The sequence below is a fragment of the Chryseobacterium sp. Leaf180 genome, from assembly GCF_001424585.1.
Taxonomy (GTDB): Bacteria; Bacteroidota; Bacteroidia; order Flavobacteriales; family Weeksellaceae; genus Chryseobacterium.
In genome coordinates, this window is the sequence record NZ_LMPJ01000014.1 from 74,717 (window position 1) to 95,434 (window position 20,718).

At 36.9% G+C, this 20,718-nt stretch carries 15 protein-coding genes; 9 read left to right on the forward strand and 6 right to left on the reverse strand.

What is annotated here, in order from left to right; all coding sequences use genetic code 11:
- Positions 1 to 150: 150 nt before the first annotated feature.
- A complete protein-coding gene (locus tag ASG01_RS15430) occupies positions 151 to 453 on the forward strand; it encodes a glycosyltransferase (RefSeq protein WP_055865764.1) in 303 nt (100 codons plus the stop codon).
- A 103-nt stretch (positions 454 to 556) separates the two neighbouring features.
- Here ASG01_RS15430 and ASG01_RS15435 read toward each other — a convergent pair whose 3' ends face one another.
- The 4 genes from ASG01_RS15435 to ASG01_RS15450 form a co-directional block, all read right to left on the reverse strand.
- Complete coding sequence (locus ASG01_RS15435; RefSeq protein WP_055865768.1) at positions 557 to 1,570, reverse strand: alpha/beta fold hydrolase; 1,014 nt, start codon at positions 1,568 to 1,570, stop codon at positions 557 to 559.
- 11 nt (positions 1,571 to 1,581) lie between these two features.
- The gene (locus ASG01_RS15440) at positions 1,582 to 1,992 is read right to left on the reverse strand and encodes a nuclear transport factor 2 family protein (RefSeq protein WP_055865771.1); all 411 of its coding nucleotides are present in this window, start codon (positions 1,990 to 1,992) and stop codon (positions 1,582 to 1,584) included.
- 40 nt (positions 1,993 to 2,032) lie between these two features.
- The gene (locus ASG01_RS15445; RefSeq protein ID WP_055865772.1) at positions 2,033 to 2,596 is read right to left on the reverse strand and encodes a TetR/AcrR family transcriptional regulator; all 564 of its coding nucleotides are present in this window, start codon (positions 2,594 to 2,596) and stop codon (positions 2,033 to 2,035) included.
- A 298-nt stretch (positions 2,597 to 2,894) separates the two neighbouring features.
- A complete protein-coding gene (locus tag ASG01_RS15450) occupies positions 2,895 to 3,983 on the reverse strand; it encodes an NAD(P)H-dependent flavin oxidoreductase (protein WP_055865775.1) in 1,089 nt (362 codons plus the stop codon).
- Between the two features lie 686 nt (positions 3,984 to 4,669).
- Here ASG01_RS15450 and ASG01_RS15455 point away from each other — a divergent pair.
- The 3 genes from ASG01_RS15455 (at position 4,670) to ASG01_RS15465 (ending at position 7,122) form a co-directional block, all read left to right on the forward strand.
- On the forward strand, positions 4,670 to 5,683 hold the full coding sequence (locus ASG01_RS15455) for a glycosyltransferase family 9 protein (RefSeq protein WP_238584567.1): 1,014 nt from the start codon (positions 4,670 to 4,672) through the stop codon (positions 5,681 to 5,683).
- A 10-nt stretch (positions 5,684 to 5,693) separates the two neighbouring features.
- Positions 5,694 to 6,455 carry a lipopolysaccharide kinase InaA family protein gene (locus ASG01_RS15460; protein ID WP_055865802.1) on the forward strand — a complete coding sequence of 254 codons (762 nt, stop codon included), beginning with the start codon at positions 5,694 to 5,696 and terminating at the stop codon, positions 6,453 to 6,455.
- A 67-nt stretch (positions 6,456 to 6,522) separates the two neighbouring features.
- Entirely contained in the window at positions 6,523 to 7,122 is a 600-nt protein-coding gene (locus ASG01_RS15465) for a phosphatase PAP2 family protein (RefSeq protein ID WP_055865781.1), read from the forward strand.
- Between the two features lie 192 nt (positions 7,123 to 7,314).
- Here ASG01_RS15465 and ASG01_RS15470 read toward each other — a convergent pair whose 3' ends face one another.
- On the reverse strand, positions 7,315 to 10,068 hold the full coding sequence (locus tag ASG01_RS15470; RefSeq protein ID WP_055865783.1) for a fibronectin type III domain-containing protein: 2,754 nt from the start codon (positions 10,066 to 10,068) through the stop codon (positions 7,315 to 7,317).
- A 620-nt stretch (positions 10,069 to 10,688) separates the two neighbouring features.
- Here ASG01_RS15470 and ASG01_RS15475 point away from each other — a divergent pair.
- From ASG01_RS15475 to ASG01_RS15490, 5 genes are all read left to right on the forward strand, one after another.
- A complete protein-coding gene (locus ASG01_RS15475) occupies positions 10,689 to 11,258 on the forward strand; it encodes a hypothetical protein (RefSeq protein WP_202966988.1) in 570 nt (189 codons plus the stop codon).
- A 106-nt stretch (positions 11,259 to 11,364) separates the two neighbouring features.
- The gene (locus ASG01_RS16350) at positions 11,365 to 11,691 is read left to right on the forward strand and encodes a DUF6660 family protein (protein ID WP_082498406.1); all 327 of its coding nucleotides are present in this window, start codon (positions 11,365 to 11,367) and stop codon (positions 11,689 to 11,691) included.
- A gap of 132 nt (positions 11,692 to 11,823) precedes the next feature.
- Positions 11,824 to 16,188, forward strand: coding sequence for a CusA/CzcA family heavy metal efflux RND transporter (locus ASG01_RS15480; RefSeq protein WP_082498407.1), 4,365 nt, complete (start codon positions 11,824 to 11,826; stop codon positions 16,186 to 16,188).
- A gap of 1 nt (position 16,189) precedes the next feature.
- Positions 16,190 to 17,443, forward strand: coding sequence for an efflux RND transporter periplasmic adaptor subunit (locus ASG01_RS15485; RefSeq protein ID WP_055865789.1), 1,254 nt, complete (start codon positions 16,190 to 16,192; stop codon positions 17,441 to 17,443).
- A 17-nt stretch (positions 17,444 to 17,460) separates the two neighbouring features.
- Positions 17,461 to 19,512, forward strand: a complete 2,052-nt coding sequence (locus ASG01_RS15490) for a heavy metal translocating P-type ATPase (protein ID WP_055865790.1) — start codon at positions 17,461 to 17,463, stop codon at positions 19,510 to 19,512.
- A 189-nt stretch (positions 19,513 to 19,701) separates the two neighbouring features.
- Here ASG01_RS15490 and ASG01_RS15495 read toward each other — a convergent pair whose 3' ends face one another.
- A complete protein-coding gene (locus ASG01_RS15495) occupies positions 19,702 to 20,367 on the reverse strand; it encodes a hypothetical protein (protein WP_055865792.1) in 666 nt (221 codons plus the stop codon).
- Between the last annotated feature and the right edge of the window lie 351 nt (positions 20,368 to 20,718).

The following is a 20,718-nucleotide window of genomic DNA, read 5'->3' on the forward strand; positions in this document are numbered from 1 at the left end:
TACCTATAAAGAAAACTGTGCTTATCAACACCATTCCTGCTGGTATCTTTATTGCAAAAGCCTGATCATCATCGCTATCCAATAAAAAAATAAGTGACCTCTTTCATTTAATAATAAAAGTCCTCTTTCTGAATCCGTGTAATTCTATTTATGAAAAATCCGACAGACCTTCATCAACTCATTTTTTCAAATTTTAAAATCAAACCCGGCATTAAGGCAAGTGTTGTGATTCCGGTAAAAGACGAAGAATATTATATTGAAAAGGTTCTGCAATCGCTGTCTCATCAGGTGGATCTCGACGGCAATCTGCTGGATGTCAATTTTTTTGAAATCCTGATTCTCGCCAATAACTGTACTGATCATTCTGTTGACCTGATTAAAAATTTTCAGCTGAACCAACAGATCTGGAAAATCTTTTTGATAGAAAACAATATCAGGCAAAAGCATTTTTAAAAGAAATTTTTGCTTCTATATAACATTATAACTGTAATAATTACGAAGAACAAATAGTTTAAACTGTTCGCTCTTTGTATATCCATTTTAAGGATTTAGTTGATCAATAGCTGACGTTTCGGGACTTGGAGGTATTAGCAGCCGGAAATAACTTTCCAACTCTCTTCATAAAGTTTCTAATTTTCTCTATAATGTCATCTCCATCTTCTTCTAATGCAAAATGCCCAGTATCATAAATATTATAGTCGATTTCCTTAACATCTTTTTTGAAAGCAGCTGCTCCAATTTCAGGAAAAAACGCGTCATTTTTACCCCAAACTATTAGTAATGGTGGCTGATTGTCTCTTAAATACTGTTGCCATTTTGGATATAGCGTTAAGTTGTTTTGGTAATCGTAAAATAAATCCAAATTGACCTGATGTGCATTAGGTCTTGAAAGTCTTAAATAATCCAAATGCCAGGTGTCGGGATTGATGGTTTCGATATTTCTTGTTCCGTGTGTGTATTGCCACTTTAAGCCGTCCAGTGAAAAGGATGGCAGTATTGCTTTTTCGGTTTCAGGGTTTCGGTCTTTCCAAAGTGCTCTGATTCCAGCCCACGCATCACCCAAACCTTCTACATATGCATTCCCGTTTTGATTAATTATTGCCGTAACCCTTTCCGGATGAGCTGTTGCTATTCTAAAACCAATTGGTGCTCCATAATCCTGGATCATCAATGTATATGAGACAATTTTCTTCTTTTCTAGAAAGGTGTCTATAGTTTTTGCAATATTATCAAAAGTGTATTCATATTCACTTGCCAAAGGAAAATCGCTGTTTCCAAATGAGGGATAATCTGGTGCGATCAAGTGAAAATCATCAGATAGCAGTGATAAGACTTTTCGGTATTGATGTGATGATGAGGGAAAGCCGTGCAGCAGGACTATCGTAGGTTTTTTTGGGTTTCCTGCTTGTCTGTAAGCAATGCTTATTCCGTCAATTTCGATGGTTTTGTATAATGTGGGATGTTTATGTGTCATATTTTTTGATTTATTGTCAGTATTATTACTTGTTTGGCTTGCACATCCAAATAATGTGAATAGGATAATTAGTTGTAATAAAAAAAATCTTTTCATATTCTGATTGTTTATAACCTTCTTTCGGTTTCTTCAATTTTTAGGTCATTGATGCTGGCAAACCTTTTTGCCATTAATCCATTTTCATCAAATTCCCAGTTTTCGTTTCCGTAGGCTCTAAACCACTGACCGTTTTTATCCCGATATTCGTACTCAAATCTTACAGCGATTCGATTGTCATTAAATGTCCAAAGCTGTTTTTTAAGTTTATAATCCAATTCATTTTTCCATTTGTCCGAAAGAAAATCCTGTACTTCTTTTCTTCCGTTAATGAATTGATCCCGATTGCGCCATTCTGTATCTAGAGTATATGCTTTTGAAATTCGAACTGGGTCTTTGCTGTTCCATGCATCTTCTGCCATTTGAATTTTTTGTATCGCTGTTTCTTCGTTAAAAGGTGGTAGCGGATGTAATTGTGTCATAATTTACCGAACGTTTGTTAAATTTAGTTTTCAAAATTTTTTATTCTTTGGAATATCGCTTTTCAATATTTTTTAAAGTATTTTTAAAAATACTGGTATCAGCTAACCCTTTTGTTACAATCAGGCTGCCTTGTAATTCTATTAAGGTCTGAATTGCGTTTTGTTGAGACTGTGTGGAAGTTAATTTTAAGGAAATACCCAACCCATTAAAAGCGGCAATCCATTTATCCATACCAGATTTTATCTGCTGTTCAAATAACGATAATCCGCTATGCATTGAAAAAGCCCTTAAAACACAAGTTTCTTTTCCACTATCATAAAGAACTTCAATATTTTTCAGAGCATCTTTTAATCTCAGGTTCGCTGTTTTTTTTTCGTTCAAAAGATGAGAGAAAATATTGTCATCAACCCACTCATCTATATTGTTCAGTACTGATTCTGCCATTTCCTGTTTTCCATTGGGAAACCGATGATACAGACTTGCTTTTTTTAATCCGGTTACTTCCGCTAACTCATTTAAACTTGCTCCTTCATAGCCTTTATCTCTAAAAACTTTGGTAAGCCCGGCTATCATATCCGTATCTAAAATTTTCTGTGGTCTCATCGTGCAAATATATAAAAATAATATGTATTACCAAACGTTCGTTAAAATACTTTTCTTTTTTCAGGTTTTACGGGCTGCTGTAATACTTATAGCGTTTATCTTTAAGCCCTTCCAGATATTTTTCCTTTATAAATATATTCCCGTCTTTTCTATATTCGTGAGTGGATGCTGTAAAATGGCCTTCGGATAGTAAGGTAATTTAAAATGTAAACTCCTTTTTTTCATTTCTATTTTTAATGTTTTCTTCTTAAAATTTAAGCTTCAAAACTTATCCCCTGTGGACTAATCTGGCGAAGTACTACTCCATAATCATATAGTTCTCTGTTTCTTCAATTAATCGCAAGATTATATCTGCCGTTGAATCTGAACTGTAAGTTGATTTTGATTGTCCGGTCCAGATACTTAAGAATTCAGGATTTTGCTGGAGTTTTGCAGCTGCACGTAGTGGGCCGGTAATTTTATTTTGGTAAGGATACGGAAGAATGTGCTCACTATTGTCCAATAGATGTGTAAAAATATTTTTCAAGCCTCTGGCATTGCGTCCTGAAAAACTTTTTGTCAACACAATATCTTTTTCAGAGGCATTTCTCAATTTGCATTTCTCAAACTCCAGCAAAGCACTTTCAACAGACCCTAATAAGAGACTTCCGATTTGAAATCCTTGTGCTCCCAACAGCCTGACAGCTAAAAGCGTCTTGGCATTATATATCCCACCAGCATAAATTAATGGTACATTCACTTTGTCATGTACCTGTGCCAAAAGTGAAAGACCTCCAATCTCAGGTATTTTTTCACCGATAAAACTTCCCCTGTGACCACCTGCCTCAATACCCTGTACACAGATTATGTTAATTCCGGCTTCCTCTAAAACTATAGCTTCTTCAATGGAAGTTGCTGTTCCTATCAGCACTGTTCCATTCATTTTGAGTAGATCAATACTGGCTGCATCCAAAAGACCAAAAGTAAAACTAACAATTTTACAATCTTCAGCTAAAATTGCCTCTATTTGGTCATGGTAATCTGTAAGTTTAATCTCTTCATATTCAGGATACTTTACGTTTAACTGATGTTGATCAGATAGAAGTTGAAGAAATTCTTTTGTTCGTAGATATTGTAATCTCAGTGATTCATTCTGTTCCGGTAACGGATTGAGGAAAAGATTGACCGCAAATGGGTTATCAGTAAATCTCTTTGTAGCACGAATCAGTTCGACGCATTTTGCAGCAGGCAGATCACCAAGTGATAAGGAGCCCAATGATCCTACATTTGATGCTGCGGCGACCATTTCAGGAGTCGTTACCCCAAACATAGGAGCCTGTACAATAGGATATTTAAGATTTAATATCTTAGTAAGAGCGTTTTGCCATTTTATAGACTGTTCATTCATCGACGTACATTTTTAAAGGATATCTATCAAAATTATTCCATAGTTTTAAACTAAACAGATGTTTAATATAATTGGATATTTCTTTATATTCTGCTTCCGGCAATTTTAAACTAATCCTAAATATTGGCTTTCCATTTTCATTTGAAACGTACTGATATTTTAGTTACCATCAATAATAATCTGCGTAATGAATTCTGCGATTAGTATTCTCAATCCTGCTTATAATTCTGTAACGGGCCTGTTCAATTCGGTAATCACTGTGTTCCATACTGGAAATGCGATAAAAAAGCTCGCATACAACTAAGATTTCTTTAATCAAATAGATAAATCCTAATAATCTGATTTTCTGAAAATTTACTTTTATTAATTGTAAACTTAATTGTAAACTATATTTTTAAACGCTCTCGCTTTGTCGTAAATTACACTGCTATTAATCACCATAATGATAAAAGGAACAGTCTACCATTAATACAATAATTTTATATTGAAAAAATTCTTTCATTTAAATATCATCTAACTGGTACTAATAAATAATAAAATTGTATTTATCTTTGAACAATAAGATGTTTATATTAAATTATCAAAAAAATATCTTTCGCCAACAACAACTTAAATAACAAAGCGGTCGCAATACTTTTAAATCTATGAAAATTTCAAAGAAAATCAATGCATTTCGAAGATCAGTAATGCATAATTTGACAAAAGGTATAGGAAAAGATCAATCGCCGGCCGGTAATAAAAAGAATGTTGCGATTAAGAGAATTTTAATCACAAGACCCAATCACCGTTTAGGAAACTTACTAATTGCTACACCACTCGTTCAGGAAGTTCTCACGCTATTTCCGGACAGTAAGATAGATCTTTTTGTAAAAGGCGGGGTTTCACCTTCCATTTTCAAAAACTTCACTCAAGTTGACAGAATTATTCAACTTCCAAAAAAGCCGTTCAGTAATTTATTCAAATATCTGAAAGGCTGGGCTCTTTTAAAAACAAGAAAATATGACTTAGTCATCAATTCAACGGCAGGATCTTCTTCTGGCCGGTTGTCTACACAGTTTGCCCGCTCCCATTACAAATTGTTTTCTGATCAGAAAAGCGAATTACAGGAGAAATTTTCGGATTACAGGCACTCAGCTAAAAACTCAATTTATAATTTACGCGATTATTTATCACAATTTGGTTTTGAGCATTTATCTGCCAGAATTCCAGATCTTGATATCAAACTGGATCCTGATGAAATAGAAAAAGGAAAAGAGCAGTTGAATACCATCATTCAAAATGATAAAAAAACAATCTGCCTGTTTACCAATGCCACAGGTGCCAAATGTTATTCTGAAGAATGGTGGACAAAATTCTACGATACGCTCAAAAAAAACTTTGACGATTATAATATCATCGAAATGTTACCTGTAGAAAATATTTCAAAACTCAATTTCAAAATTCCACATTTTTACAGTAAAGACATCCGGGAAATGGGAGGATTTATTGCCAACGTTGCGCTTTTTATAGCCGCAGACAGCGGGGTGATGCATTTAGCAAGTGCATCTGGTACGCCGACCCTGGGATTATTTTCTGTAAGTGAGGAAAGTGTCTACCAGCCTTATAACCATAAAAGTTTTTCGGTGAATACAGAGCAAACTGATAACGAAGAAATTGTGAATTTAATCTCTAAAACTTTAAGAGAATACAGTATTGATTGAGAGCGTTGAGATGAATGTTATTTTTACAGAAGATTTTTCAAAGTATAAGGAAGAAATTTTAGGTATCCTAAAAAATTTCGGATCAGGCGGAACTATGATTGGCAGCGGCGGCAGAAATGTGATAAAGTTTTTTGCAGTCAAAGATCGACTGTTCAATTTTAAATCATTTAAGCAGCACAATATTATAAACCGACACGTTTATAAATTCTACAGGAAATCAAAAGCCAGAAGGTCGTTTGAGTATGCACATCTGCTGCTTGAGAACAACTTCTATACTCCCAAACCCATTGCTTACATTGAGAATCATGATTTTATAGGACTTACGTCGAGCTATTATGTAAGCGAGCAACTTGAAGATTCTTTCACTTTGGAAGAAATACTTTACGACAGAGAATTTGCCGAAAGAATCGATATTATTAAAGGATACACGCAACTAATCTATAATTTACATGAACATGGCATTCAGTTTATTGATAACGCAGCAGGAAATTTTTTAATCCGAAAAGAAGAAGGCCACTACCGTTTTTACATTGTAGACTTAAACAGGATGAACTTTTTCGAGCATATTGAGATCAATAAAAGACTGAAAAATTTTGCAAGATTTACGATTGATAAAGAAATCATGACGATCATCGGTGAAGAATACGCCCGCTTATCCGGACAATCAATTGATTTTTGCCTGAATAAAATCTTTGATGCCTCCCGCAAAATGCTGCTGAAACGTAAAGTAAAAAAGGTGCTTAAGCTGTATAAACATGTTATCAAAATTTAACCTGAAATGCCCTGAATAGAAAAGGATTAATTCAAAAACAATAATCAGCACATTACCGTATAATATAATGAATTCAACGCTTGACCATTTAAAAGCATTTGACACGGAACTGTTTCTCATGATTAACAGACAGCATAATGCGTTTTTTGATATTGTGATGTACTGGGCCAGTGACAAGTTATTTTGGTTTCCGTTTTACGCTGTTTTGCTGTTTTTTTTGATCAGTATATATAAAAAATTCACGATTTTCATTCTACTTGCTATTACAGCGACCATCACCCTATGCGATCAAACCGCTTCCGGACTTTTAAAAAATCTCGTGAAACGACTCAGACCTTCTCACGAACCCGATCTGGCACCGTTTGTTCATTTAAGCAAAGCCGGGGCTGGCGGTAACTACGGTTTTGTATCTTCTCACAGCGCCAATGCATTTGGGCTTGTCATATTTCTTTTCTTTTTACTTCCCGCCAAATATAACTGGCTGAAGATTATTTTGTTGTTCTGGGCTTTGCTCGTTTCTTACAGCAGAATTTACAACGGCGTTCATTATCCCGGCGATATTATTGGCGGTGCTTTTGTAGGCTGCATATCGGGCAGCGTTGTCTGGTTAATCTTCAGAAGAATCTTTAGAAACAGCAAAGTTGGGGAGCGGCATTTATCAACATGAATACTTAGATATTGAGAAAAAATTCGTTAAAATCAAAGCCGTGCGTGCAAATCCTAAACTTTCTAAATAGCACTACCATTGGCTGACGGGATTGGTTGCGAAATAATTTTGAATAATTATCCTGTATGCAAGAATATAAAAAATCCAATCTGTATCGATACAGATTGGATTTTTTTTTACTATTTGTTATGATTATTCTACAATGAGTTTTAAAGTAAATAATTTTCTGGTATGTACTTTTACGAAGTAAATGCCTTTGGGTAAATTTTCATTAACCAAGGAGAATTTCTGGTTGTTTATATTTTTGGTTTCATATAAAATTTGTCCTGCAGCCGATAAAAGCTGAATTTTCTCAATCGGATAATCACTTTTTATGAAAGTTGGCTGCCCCGTTTTTGCAGGATTCGGATACAAAATCACATTTTTCTCGGTATTACTATGAGATTCATCTGTACCCAACGTTGCACCAACCACCTGAAACGAAACTCTGTTTGAAACTTCTGTGTAAGAATCATTGGTAAACATCACCATGTAATAATTACCCGCTGCTGTTGGAACTCCATTCACGTTTCCAGTAATGGTCTTTGTACCCTGTGAAACTCCGTCAAAATAAGTGTATGATGTAAACTGATCATTCGGAATCTGTACACTTTGAGGATAAATTCCCAACCAGTCTTTGATAATTCCCGGAGAATCCGTCCATGATGCCGTGATGTTTTCTCCCAAAGTATAAAAAGGCTTGTTGATCCAAAGATCGGTAACAATATCTCCTACTTTAAAGAATACTTTTCCTCCGATCTGAGTGTACCCGTCTTCTAAAAGATACGTGGCATAATAATATCCTTTCGCTAATCCCGTGAAGCTTTTTGCTCCTGCGGCAGCAGTTACATAACTCCATGCAGCAGAAGGATTTGCTGCTCCCGGCACCTGTCCCATTTTGTAAATTCCGATCCAGTCGTTGGTAAGATTGGGTCCGTTGGTGTAATTGATCACCACGGTTCCTCCCACCGGATAGGTATCTGAACTTGCCTGTAAAACCACTTTTGGTCCTACATAGAAATTTTTCCTTGCGGTGATTTCTGTATAACCGTTATTTGCAAAGAAACCTGCGAAATATTGCCCTTTCGTTGCCAAACCGGTATTGAAATTGGCTGTGCCGGAAGTCTGTCCGTTTGTATATCTGAATCCCTGAGAAGTGACGGCAGAAGGATTTTGTCCTTTTTTATAAATTCCTACCCAATCCTGCTGATTTCCAGGCCCGTCTGTGTATGTTGCCAGAATTGCTTCGTTCTGTAGGTATTCTGTTTTGTTTAAAACCAATCCAGGATTAGAAACCACACTTCCTGTCACCTCAAACTGTTTTACATCACTCCAGTCACTCCATTCAAGATTTCGGTCTCTGTACCGTACTTTTACATAATAAACTCCATTAGTAACAGAATTGGCAGCGATTGTTGCTTTTGTAATATCTATTCCGGCGTTTAAATTTTTGGTAACATCCGGATTTCCTGTGCCGTCTTTTCCGAACCAGTTTTCAAAGTCTCTGTAAAATTCTTTATCAATCACCGAAAAGTCGGCCGTTTTACTGATCAGAAACTGTGTTGTATTTAAAAGTTCTGAAGTTGGTGTCGCAAAAGTACTTCCGTTTAATGTTAAAGGTAAAGTGACAGGTGCTGTAAAGACGTTTGTGACCGAAGGTTTCGCTGGTTTTGCCAGGTTTTTATATCTGTGGAAACTGTCGACAAGCACACTGTTTTTCTGGTTATAAATACTTCCGATTGAGTAGCTTTCAATATCTACTTTGCCATTGAGTACATCCACCTCAACGATTTGGTACGTCCAGTCGGTCAGCGTTTTCTGTACATCGTCAAAATCCTGCTCATTCGACATTCCCCAATACTGATCCCACGCCGTACCACCGGAAATAATCTGATAGTTGGGCGAATTTTTGAGCTGCCCTCTGTGATAGAGATGATGGTGAGCTCCGATATGCATCAAATATTTATCAGATGCCGTCAGCATAGGCACAGCAGTATTTCTTACCCAGGTAGAAATATCTCCTACATATTGCTCAGCCTGATAAGGTCTGTGGCTTAAAGAAATAATCCAATGTACGGTATTATCTGTTGCAGCGGCAGTCAGAACCTGCTGCAGCCACGTCTGTTGAGCAGCTCCTGTATGTTCAGAGCTTAAACTCACAAAAAGTACGTTGCCGGCCTGCTGCGCGTAATAGTTTTCGTTTCCTGAACTGATATTTTTGTAGCTCAGCTCATCAATAAAAAAATGAGCATAGTAAGAATTCATGCCTAAACTTCCGTACGTCTCGTGATTTCCTACCGTCGTCTGAATCGGAAGGTATGGCGAGAGTTTCTGGTTTTTCTTAAAGTGAACATTTTCGTAATGATCAAGCGTCCCTACATCTACCTGATCTCCGACCATGAAAGTTAGAGCGATATTATCTGAAGGGTCTGCCGTCAAACCAAATCGCTGCTTGATTTTTCTGTAAGCATGCAGATTAAGAGAATCGTATCTCGGCTCATTTTTAATCTGATTATCACCCATAATCAGAAATCTGATCTTTCCGTCTGCAGTTACAGCCTGCCCGGGAAGAGGAAGTGTTCTGAAATTATATACCGAAGACTCGACCGTTCCTGTTTTGACCTTATAATAATACTTTGTATTGGGCTGAAGATTGGTAATCTTTGCCGTATGGTAGTAGTAGTTGTTGTTATAACCTGTATCAGAAAAAATGTTGGTAGTTCCTGTAACTGTCACGCTCAAATTAGCCGCTGAAGTGCCGTAATATACTGTTGTCTCATTATTTGACGAAGTTTTCCAGTTTACGATTATTGAATTGGGAGTAGGATTCTGTAAGTACGGAACCAGAGCCTGCCCAAAACATAGATGTGTCACAAAACAACACAGCACCAGTAAAAAATTTTTCATAAAGTCGAATTAAATAGATTAGATTTTTAATTCGCCAAAGCTAAATTCTTCATATTACCGCACTGTTAAAGGCCTATTAATTAATACTTAACTTATTATCCGAACTTTCATGGATGATATTTTTTAGATTGAAATAAATATTTATATACTGCTTTCTACAATTTTGAAATACATCTAGATGCGTAGTTCTGCTATTTAAAATGTAATATTAAGCTTTATCTGACGATCAAAGTTTAATATCTACTTTATATCGCTTCAAAATTCTTGAAGTATTTAAAAGCTAATTCTGCTAATTAATTTCTATACAGTGAAAGCATTACTATACTTTATATCAAATTAATTCTGTTTCTCCCGGTCGAGTTTTGAAAAACACGTATCAAAAAACAAGATTTCATAATCATATTAAAATTTCTTCTATCATCTTGCTAAGGATTTAGCCTTAACAAATTGCCTCAACACCATAGATGCATTTTTAGTTAGTTGATATTTCGTCAGGATGGGGCAGTTGTCTAAAAAGCATTTATTTGAAATACTATACTACTAGTTCAAAACATTTCCAAAAAGTTATATGATTTTTTAAAACTATGTAGTGACTCAAGTCGTAGATAAAACTAAACACAATGATGAATCAGCTTATCTATCTTAAGATATTTATTATCAAAGCCATCGACTGGAAAGCAAGAAACGGAATAGTCATTTTACGAGTGTCTCTCGGAGCKGTATTTTTTTGGTTTGGATTTGTAAAATTTTTTCCAAATTTAAGTCTCGCCGAGGCAATCGCATCTAAGACAATCTTCGCACTTTCCGACGGTTTTGACGGTTTTATAGATAAAAACATATCGATGCCGGTACTCGCTATTTGGGAATGCGCGATAGGAATTGGTCTTTTAAGTGGGAGATTCATGAAAATAACACTTTTTYTATTATACCTCCAGATGATCGGTACACTTACACCTTTAATAATTTTCCGAAACGAAACCTGGTCAGGAGTTTTTCTTGTGCCCACACTATTAGGACAGTATATTATCAAAAATGTAGTGCTGATTTCTGCGGGCATCGTAATAGGAGCGACTACCAACGGAGGAGCTTTGATTTCAAATCCTAATGTTGCTGTAAAGGCAGTTCATCTACAAACTCTATATTTTAGATACAAACGCCGTTATAATCAAGATCCTAAGTATAAGATTTAAAATTATAAAACATCGTTTTTTAAAATGTTTATCTATCTCATTTATCCCTTGACAACAATGCATTGTTACGAGAATTTTATAAAATTATATTTAATACTTTTGTAATGTGAAAGTTTTAAGACTCATATTGACATTCTATTTCATCGCATTATTGGTAATGCCGTGTAGTGATATCAATCCACAGTCTTTATCAAATCATTCTGCCAAAACTTCGATGCAAATTGAGGATACTCATTCTAGCGAAAGGGATGATACCTGTTCTCCTTTCTGTTTTTGTAGCTGTTGCCAGATTACGGTTATCGCATTTAAGATTAAACCGTTATTAGAAATTCCATCAAAGATTTCCTTCTATTTTTCAAAAAAAATTCTTTTTCACAAGAATAATATTGCCTATCAGGTTTACGACCACATTTGGCAACCTCCTAAGATTTAATTTTTTATCAATTTTTTGAAAGACTTTGCAGTTGATGCAGTGTCTACAATAGTGCATTTGCTGTATTCTGAATGATGATTCATTCTGCTCATTATTCAACAGCAATTTCAATAAAAAATTAAATCAAATTCTGTGTTAGATAAAATCATAAAATTTAGCATCAAGAACAAGATTGTCATTGGTATAATGACCTTGTTGTTGATCGTTTGGGGCGTCTGGAGTGCAACGAAATTACCGATAGATGCGGTGCCCGATATTACCAATAATCAGGTTCAGATTATTACCGTTTGCCCGACATTGGCGGGACAAGAAGTAGAGCAGCTGGTAACGTTCCCAATTGAACAGAGCATTGCCAATATTCCCGATATTGAAGAAACCCGAAGTATTTCAAGATTCGGACTATCGGTTATTACCGTTGTGTTTAAGGAAAATGTTGATGTCTATTTTGCACGTCAACTAATCAGCGAAAAACTGAAGGAAGCTTCCGAAGAAATCCCGAAAGGTGTTGGAACGCCTGAACTTGCTCCGGTTAGTACTGGCTTAGGAGATATTTATCAATATATTCTTCGCCCGAAAAAAGGTAGCGAGAAAAAGTATTCCTCCAAAGAACTGCGAACAATGCAAGACTGGATCGTAAGAAGACAACTGAACGGAACTCCCGGTGTTGCAGAAGTCAACAGCTTTGGAGGAGAATTGAAACAGTATGAAGTGGCTGTTGATCCCAACCGTCTTAGGGCAATGGGAATCAGCATCACAGACCTTTTCACTGCATTGGAAAAAAACAATCAGAATACGGGAGGGGCTTATATTGATAAAAAACCAAATGCTTATTTCATTCGTGGAATAGGCGTTGTAACTTCTCTTGAGGATATTAGAAATATTGCCATTGATAATAAAGCGGGCAGTGTTCCCATTTTTGTAAAAGATGTTGCGGAAGTCCGCCTGGGAAGTGCAGTTCGCTATGGAGCAATGACCTATAATGGTCAGGTAGATGCTGTTGGTGGCATTGTAATGATGCTGAAAGGCGCGAACAGTAACGAGGTTGTCAATTTAATTAAGGATAAAATTCCGACAATCCAGAAGTCACTGCCAGACGATGTGCTGATTGAACCGTTTTTAGACAGGAGTGATCTTGTTGGAAGGGCCATCAACACAGTTGAGAAAAATCTTATTGAAGGTGCACTCATCGTAATTTTTGTACTGGTCGTATTCTTAGGGAATTTCAGAGCAGGATTGATCGTTGCCTCGGCAATTCCATTATCACTCCTTTTTGCGTTAGGGATGATGAATGTTTTTGGAGTCAGTGCCAATTTGATGAGTTTAGGCGCGATAGATTTTGGGTTGATCGTTGATGGTGCTGTGATCATCGTAGAAGCTACACTCCATCATTTGGGACTTAGAAAATCTACTCAAAAACTGACACAGTCAGAGATGGATGAAGAGGTTTTCCTTTCCGCTTCTAAAATCAGAAACAGTGCTGCATTTGGGGAAATTATTATCTTGATCGTTTATATTCCTATTCTAACTTTGGTGGGTGTTGAAGGTAAGATGTTCACGCCAATGGCAAAAACAGTTGGCTTTGCAATTTTAGGAGCTTTGATACTATCGTTGACCTATATTCCTATGATGAGCGCTTTGTTCTTATCTAAAAAGATTTCAACAAAAGCAAGTTTTTCTGATAAGCTGATGGATAAACTGCAAGGTATCTACCAGCCAATATTGCAAAAAGCTGTAAAAATTAAAGGAGTGATTGTTTCAGTGACTATCGCTTTATTCGCATTGAGCCTCATTATTTTTAGCAGGATGGGAGGAGAATTCATCCCGCAATTACAGGAAGGAGATTTTGCATTTCACTGCATATTGCCCCAGGGAAGTTCACTGTCGCAAAGTATTGAAACGTCTATGCAGGCATCCCGAATCATCAAACAATTTGATGAAGTGAAAATGGTAGTGGGAAAAACAGGGGCTGCCGAAGTTCCAACTGACCCAATGCCTCCGGAAGCAACTGATCTGATCATTGTTTTAAAGCCACAGGATGAGTGGAAAAGTAAAAAGTCTTATGATGAGATGGCAGATGAAATTTCAGAAAAATTAGAATTGATTCCCGGTGTATTTTTCGAGAAGAACCAGCCTATACAAATGCGCTTTAATGAACTGATGACTGGAATCCGTCAGGATGTGGCGGTGAAAATCTTTGGTGAAAATTTGGATTCCCTTGCAATTTACGCAGATCAGGTCGGTAAAGTCATTCAATCTGTTGATGGGGTTACTGCTCCACAAATTGAACGCATCAGCGGGCTGCCACAGATCAACGTAGAATACGACCGCACAAGAATGGCAAACTATGGATTGAGTATTGAGGATGTTAATAACACTTTAAGTACAGCTTTTGCAGGAAAATCTGCTGGTCAGGTTTTTGAAAACGAAAGACGTTTTGATCTGGTCGTGAGACTCGACAGTCTTCACCGAACCAATATCGATGACGTCAATAATTTGATGATCTCAACTGGTACCGGGAATCAGATCCCACTTTCACAAGTAGCGAATATCAGCTACAAACTCGGCCCGTCACAGATCAGCCGAGATGAAGGGAAACGCAGGATTGTTATTGGATTCAATGTGAAAGACCGGGATGTGGAAAGTGTAGTGGAAGATATTCAAACTAAGTTGGATAAGCAAGTGAAATTACCTTCAGGGTATTACTTTACTTATGGCGGTCAGTTTGAAAATCTCCAGGCCGCAAGCAAAAGACTGATGATTGCGGTTCCGGTTTCTTTACTCCTGATATTTTTCTTGTTATACTTCACATTCCGCTCATTTAAGCAGGCTGCATTAATTTTTACTGCGATACCGATGAGTGCAATTGGCGGAATTTTCGCATTATTGATAAGAGATATGCCATTTAGTATCAGCGCTGGGATTGGTTTTATCGCTTTGTTTGGCGTTGCCGTTCTTAATGGGATTGTTTTAATAGGAACATTCAATCAACTGCAGAAAGACGGCGAAACAGATATTCTAAAGCGGGTTTTTGAAGGTACAAAAACCAGACTAAGACCAGTTCTGATGACCGCAGCAGTAGCTTCTTTAGGATTTCTTCCAATGGCAATTTCAACAGGAGCCGGAGCGGAAGTTCAGAAACCGTTGGCAACAGTGGTTATAGGTGGCTTGATCACTGCGACTTTCTTGACGTTATTTGTTTTGCCAATGTTGTACATTATTTTCAATACAAAATTCAGAAAGAATCATTTTAAAATAAAATCTTTGACAACGATTGTCGTTGTAGGATTTTTACTTGTAGGGCAAACTTTAAATGCTCAAAATATAAAAACATTATCGGTGGAGCAGGCGACAGAAATGGCTTTGAGTAATAATTATTCAGTAAAAACGAAAGATCTGGATATCAAAGTTTCTGAAGCTTTGAAACCCACAGCCAATGAACTTCCAAAAATGAATTTCAGTGCGCAGCTTGGACAATACAACAGTCCGAAGTTTGACCAGTCGTTTTCCATTTCCCAAAGTATTCCTTTCCCGACTTTGTTTAAGGCAAGAAAGGAACTTATTGCTCAGGAAATCAAAGGGAAACAGATTAGCAGAGAACTTACTGTTAATGAGCTTGCAAAACAGGTAAGAACGTATTTTTATCAGATTGAATATTTACACTACAATCAGAAAAAACTAATGAAACTCGATAGTCTGTATCAGGATTTTATCAGGATTGCAACCGTCAGATTTAATGCGGGTGACATCAAGAAGATAGAAATCAGTACAGCAGAAACGCAGAAAGGTGAGATCAATCTATTGTTAAATCAGAATAAAATCTACCTTGATAATGCTTACAAAAATTTGAAAACGCTTTTAAATACAGATGATCAAATCGAGATTCCGCTTAGTGAAAATTATCAGCCATTGAAAGTTGAATATATATTGGACAGCACTACGATTGCCAATCATCCAACCGTCAAAGCATTCTATCAGGAAATGGAAATTGCCGAGAAAAATAAAAATGTAGAAAAATCCCAGGGCTTACCTGAATTCAGTTTGGGTTATACGAATCAATCGATCATTGGTTTTCATACCGTGAATGGGCAGGAAAAATATTACAATGCAGGGAACCGTTTTAATGTTGCCAACATTGGTATATCAATACCGCTGACGTTTGGAGCAACCAAAGCAAGAATTCAGTCCTTGGATTATCAGAAGCAAATGGCAGAATCCAATGCGAAACTTCAGCAAAAACAATTAACCGCCCAACTTGAAAACGTATTGAACCAATACAAACAGGATATTTTGCAATATGAATACTATGTCGGTCAGGCTTTGCCAAATGCTGAAAAAATTGTGAAAGCTGGTCAGCTCGGTTATAAAACAGGGGAAATCTCCTACGTTGAATACCTTTTTGCATTGCAGACCGCAACCAATATTCAGCTTAAATATCTGGAATCAATTCAGCAGGTCAATCAGTCTGTGATCAACATTAACTCTTTAATCAATAAATAATATGAAACAACATATCATCTTCATCGCCTTTGTCTTGATTTTTCTCGGAGGCTGTGGAAAAAAGGATGCTTCAACTGAAGTGGAAGGCGAAGTGAAAACCGAACAAGCCGAAGAGCACGGCGAAGAAGCCCCACAGACTATCGCTAGCTTGACTGAAGAGCAAATGAAAGCGGTGGGCATCACTCTGGGCAAAATCGAGATGAAAGAGCTGACTTCTACCATCAAAGCCAATGGAGCACTTAGAGTTCCCAATAATAATAAAGCGACTGTCACGTCGATGTATGGCGGAATTATTAAAACTTTGAATGTGCAGATCGGGGATTTTGTAAGAAAAGGACAGGTGATTGCCTCCATTTCAAATCCGGAATACATTCAGTTGCAAGAGCAATACCTGACCGTTAAAAGCAGGATTGCATTTGCAGAACAGGAATACAGGAGACAGAAGGAATTATTTGATAATGACGCCGGCGCAAAGAAAAATCTTCAAAGTTCAGATGCTGAACTGAAAACCCTGAAAACACAACGATCTTCTTTGCAGAGACAGCTTCAGATTATGGGAATCAATCCTGCGAATATCAGCAATGGAAATTTAAGGTCCGGTTTAGTGATCACATCACCAATCAGTGGAACGATTAGTACTATTTCTGCACAAATTGGAAGTTACGTTGACATCTCATCGCCCGTTGCGGAAATCATAGATAATGGTTCCCTGCATCTCGATTTGCAGGTTTTTGAAAAGGATCTGCCAAAAATGAGAGTAGGGCAAATCGTCCATTTTAAATTAACAAATAATCCTGAAACCGAGTACGATGCAAAAATCTACAGCATTGGTTCATCCTTTGAAAACGACAGCAAAACCATCTCCGTACACTGTTCGGTAACAGGAAATAAATCAGGATTGATTGACGGGATGAACATTACAGGTATCGTAAGCCTTGATAAAAGCACAACTCCCGCAGTTCCCAACGAAGCCATTGTAGAAGCCGACAGCAAATATTATATTTTCATCAAAACAAACAAGAAAGCAGAAGAGCATCACGAAGAAGAAGGTGAACATTTAAATGAGAAGAAGATACCTGAGAAAGAAGAAAAAATGACAAATTTTGAAAAAATAGAAGTTGTAAAAGGTTCTTCCGATATGGGATATACTGCAATTACAACCGTTAATGAAATTTCTGCAAATGCGGAAGTTGTTATTAAAGGTGCATTTTTTGTCAATGCTAAACTGAGTAATTCCGGGGAACACGAACATTAATTTTAAAATCTACAACAATGGAACACAAACATATTTACGACAAGGAAGGAAATCAGCTTTGCTGCACAGCACAGGAAGGCAAAATCTACAATGATGCTGGCGCCAAAAAATTACTTGAGGATGACAAATGCTGTTCTACCAAGAATAACAAAGCTGAAGCGCACAGCGAGGACGACGGGCACGACCACGACCATAGCACTGGTGAGAAAAATACATTTCAAATGTTTTTACCAGCAATTGTTTCTCTGGTTATTCTGTTGATAGGCATCGTACTGGATAACTTTTTTCCGCAGGAGTGGTTTCAAGGCTGGGTACGGATCGTATGGTATGCGGTGGCTTATTTGCCTGTGGGTCTACCCGTTCTAAAAGAAGCGTATGAAAGCATTGCCAAAGGTGACATTTTTTCGGAATTTTTTCTAATGGGCATTGCTACAGTAGGCGCATTTGCAATCGGAGAATATCCGGAAGGGGTTGCTGTTATGTTATTCTACAGCGTAGGAGAGGTTTTCCAGACACTTGCTGTTTCGAGGGCGAAGAAGAATATCAAGGCATTATTGGATCAGCGTCCTGATGAAGTTACCATTCTTGAAGGTAACCAACCAAAGACCATCCCTGCCAAACAGGCGAAAATTGGGGATATTGTACAGCTAAAATCAGGAGAGAAGCTGGCTCTGGACGGAGAGTTGGTAAGTGAATCCGCATCATTCAATACCGCTGCATTAACTGGTGAGAGTAAGCCTGATACCAAAAACAAAGGTGAGAGCGTGCTTGCCGGAATGATCAATCTACAGACTATTGCTCAGGTAAAAGTGACAACTGCTTATGAAGACAGTAAGTTGAGCAAAATTCTGGAATTGGTACAAAATGCGACGGCTCAGAAGGCACCTACCGAACTTTTTATCCGAAAATTCGCAAGGATTTATACACCCATTGTCGTAGGACTCGCAGTACTGATATGCCTACTACCATATCTGTTCGTGGAAAATTATGTTTTCCGTGACTGGCTTTACAGAGCATTAGTGTTCTTAGTTATCTCTTGTCCTTGTGCTTTGGTTATTAGCATTCCTCTAGGTTATTTCGGCGGAATTGGCGCAGCTTCAAAGAACGGTATACTGTTTAAAGGAAGTAATTTTTTAGACATTATCGCCAATATTAAAAATGTGGTAATGGACAAGACCGGAACAATGACCGAGGGCGTCTTTAAAGTTCAGGAAGTTACTTTAAAATCTGAATTTAATAAAGATGAAATTCTGAAGATGGTAAATGCTTTAGAAAGCAAAAGTACCCATCCGGTCGCTACGGCAATCCATCAATATGTCGGCGAAATCGACCATTCTATACAATTAGAAAATACAGAAGAAATCGCTGGGCACGGATTGAAAGCCAGTATCAACGGAAAAGATCTGCTTGTGGGAAATTTTAAATTGATGGATAAGTTCAATATCAAATATGATCTTGACCCTACGCAGATCGTTTATACAATAATTGCAATCGCATATGACGGAAAATTTGCAGGCTACATTACTATTGCAGACAGTATAAAAGCCGATGCACAGCTGAGCATTGATAAACTTAAAGCTTTAGGTGTAAAAACCACGATGTTAAGCGGAGATAAGAGCACTGTAGTTAAATTTGTTGCCGATCAATTAGGTATCAATAATGCCTTCGGTGACCTGCTGCCGGAAGATAAGGTCAGCAAAGTAAAAGAGATCAAATCACAAAATGAAACAGTTGCCTTTGTAGGAGACGGCGTCAATGATGCCCCTGTTGTTGCCTTGAGCGACGTAGGTATTGCAATGGGCGGATTGGGAAGTGATGCAACCATTGAGACCGCAGATGTAGTCATTCAAGACGATAAGCCAAGCAAAATACCGATGGCGATCAATATCGGAAAACAAACCCGGAAGATTGTTTGGCAAAACATTTTTCTTGCTTTTGCTGTAAAAGCGATTGTTCTGATTTTGGGTGCTGGTGGATTGGCAACAATGTGGGAAGCCGTTTTTGCAGACGTAGGAGTTGCTTTATTAGCTATACTAAATGCGGTTAGAATTCAGAAAATGAAATTCTAATATTGTAGTAAATATTTTTTATCGTTTTTTGAGATAATATTTCATCTAGAACGTTTTTCAGCTTGCGAAGTGGCGGAAATCGAAGCACAAGATTTCAACTTTGCACAAAAGTTGAACCGAAGAACAACTATTGGATTTAGCACAAAACCCGCCATTTTGCCAAACTGATGTTAGTGGCTGGCTTTTTATTTACTTCTGTATTATTAAATTTTTCATATTTAAATTTCCACAACGTATTTGTTTGTCGCTTGATTTGTTATTGGTATTTGAACCATCAACTTTTACTCTATAAAAAATATTTCCCTCTTTTAGGTTTAGCTCTGTCCTCATAGTTCCGTGTGCTCCTTCACTTAAGCAAAGCATTACGACATAAAAACCAGTTGATTCTTTAGAGTTAATAGTTCTTTTTAAATTAGATTCTTTGTGAATATTACTATTTAAAAAGGTTTCAAAATTCTTGAGACCATAAAGGTACAATGGTGATTTCTCGATTGTCATCGTGTCGGAAGGAATCAATATTTCATAATATTTACCAGGTAATGAAGGAACTTCATAAGAGTTTAAAGGAAAATTAATATTCAGTTCGAGAGTTTTGTCTGTTTCGTTGATTACTCTTGTCCAAAATACTACATAATTATATATTTCTCCTTTTGCATCAGTATATTTCATTCCACCTTTCGGTAGACTATTTTCTACAATTATATTCCCACTGTCAGGATTTGTATATTTATATTTGGTGTAAACATTCTTATCACTTGTTTTTTCCGTGTGTACATTTTTTTCAGGTGTTGACTTATGATTACAGGAAAAAAGAAAAAATGTTACCAAAACAAATAATAATGTATTTTTTTTCATATTAAAATTTTAGTTAAAGTCTTGTTTTTTTTATACTCTGCGGTAATCTTGCCACTAACTTCCAAATTTACGCATTGCGTCAATCCAAACTATATGATATTCGCAAAGCCATTTAAGCTACTAATAAAATATTATTTTTGATGAATTGATTATTGGTTTCATACAGTCATATTACGGTCAAATCTATCTTTGGATTGGCGAACTTTTTACTTTTTAATGCCCATTTTTTTAATTTCTTCGTCCGTATGATGATCAAGAATTTTAGCATATCTGTAAAATGTTGCCCTAGTCAAACCTAAAGGCTTGTAGATATCTTCCGGACGTAGTGTTAAATCTTTATAAATTGAACGT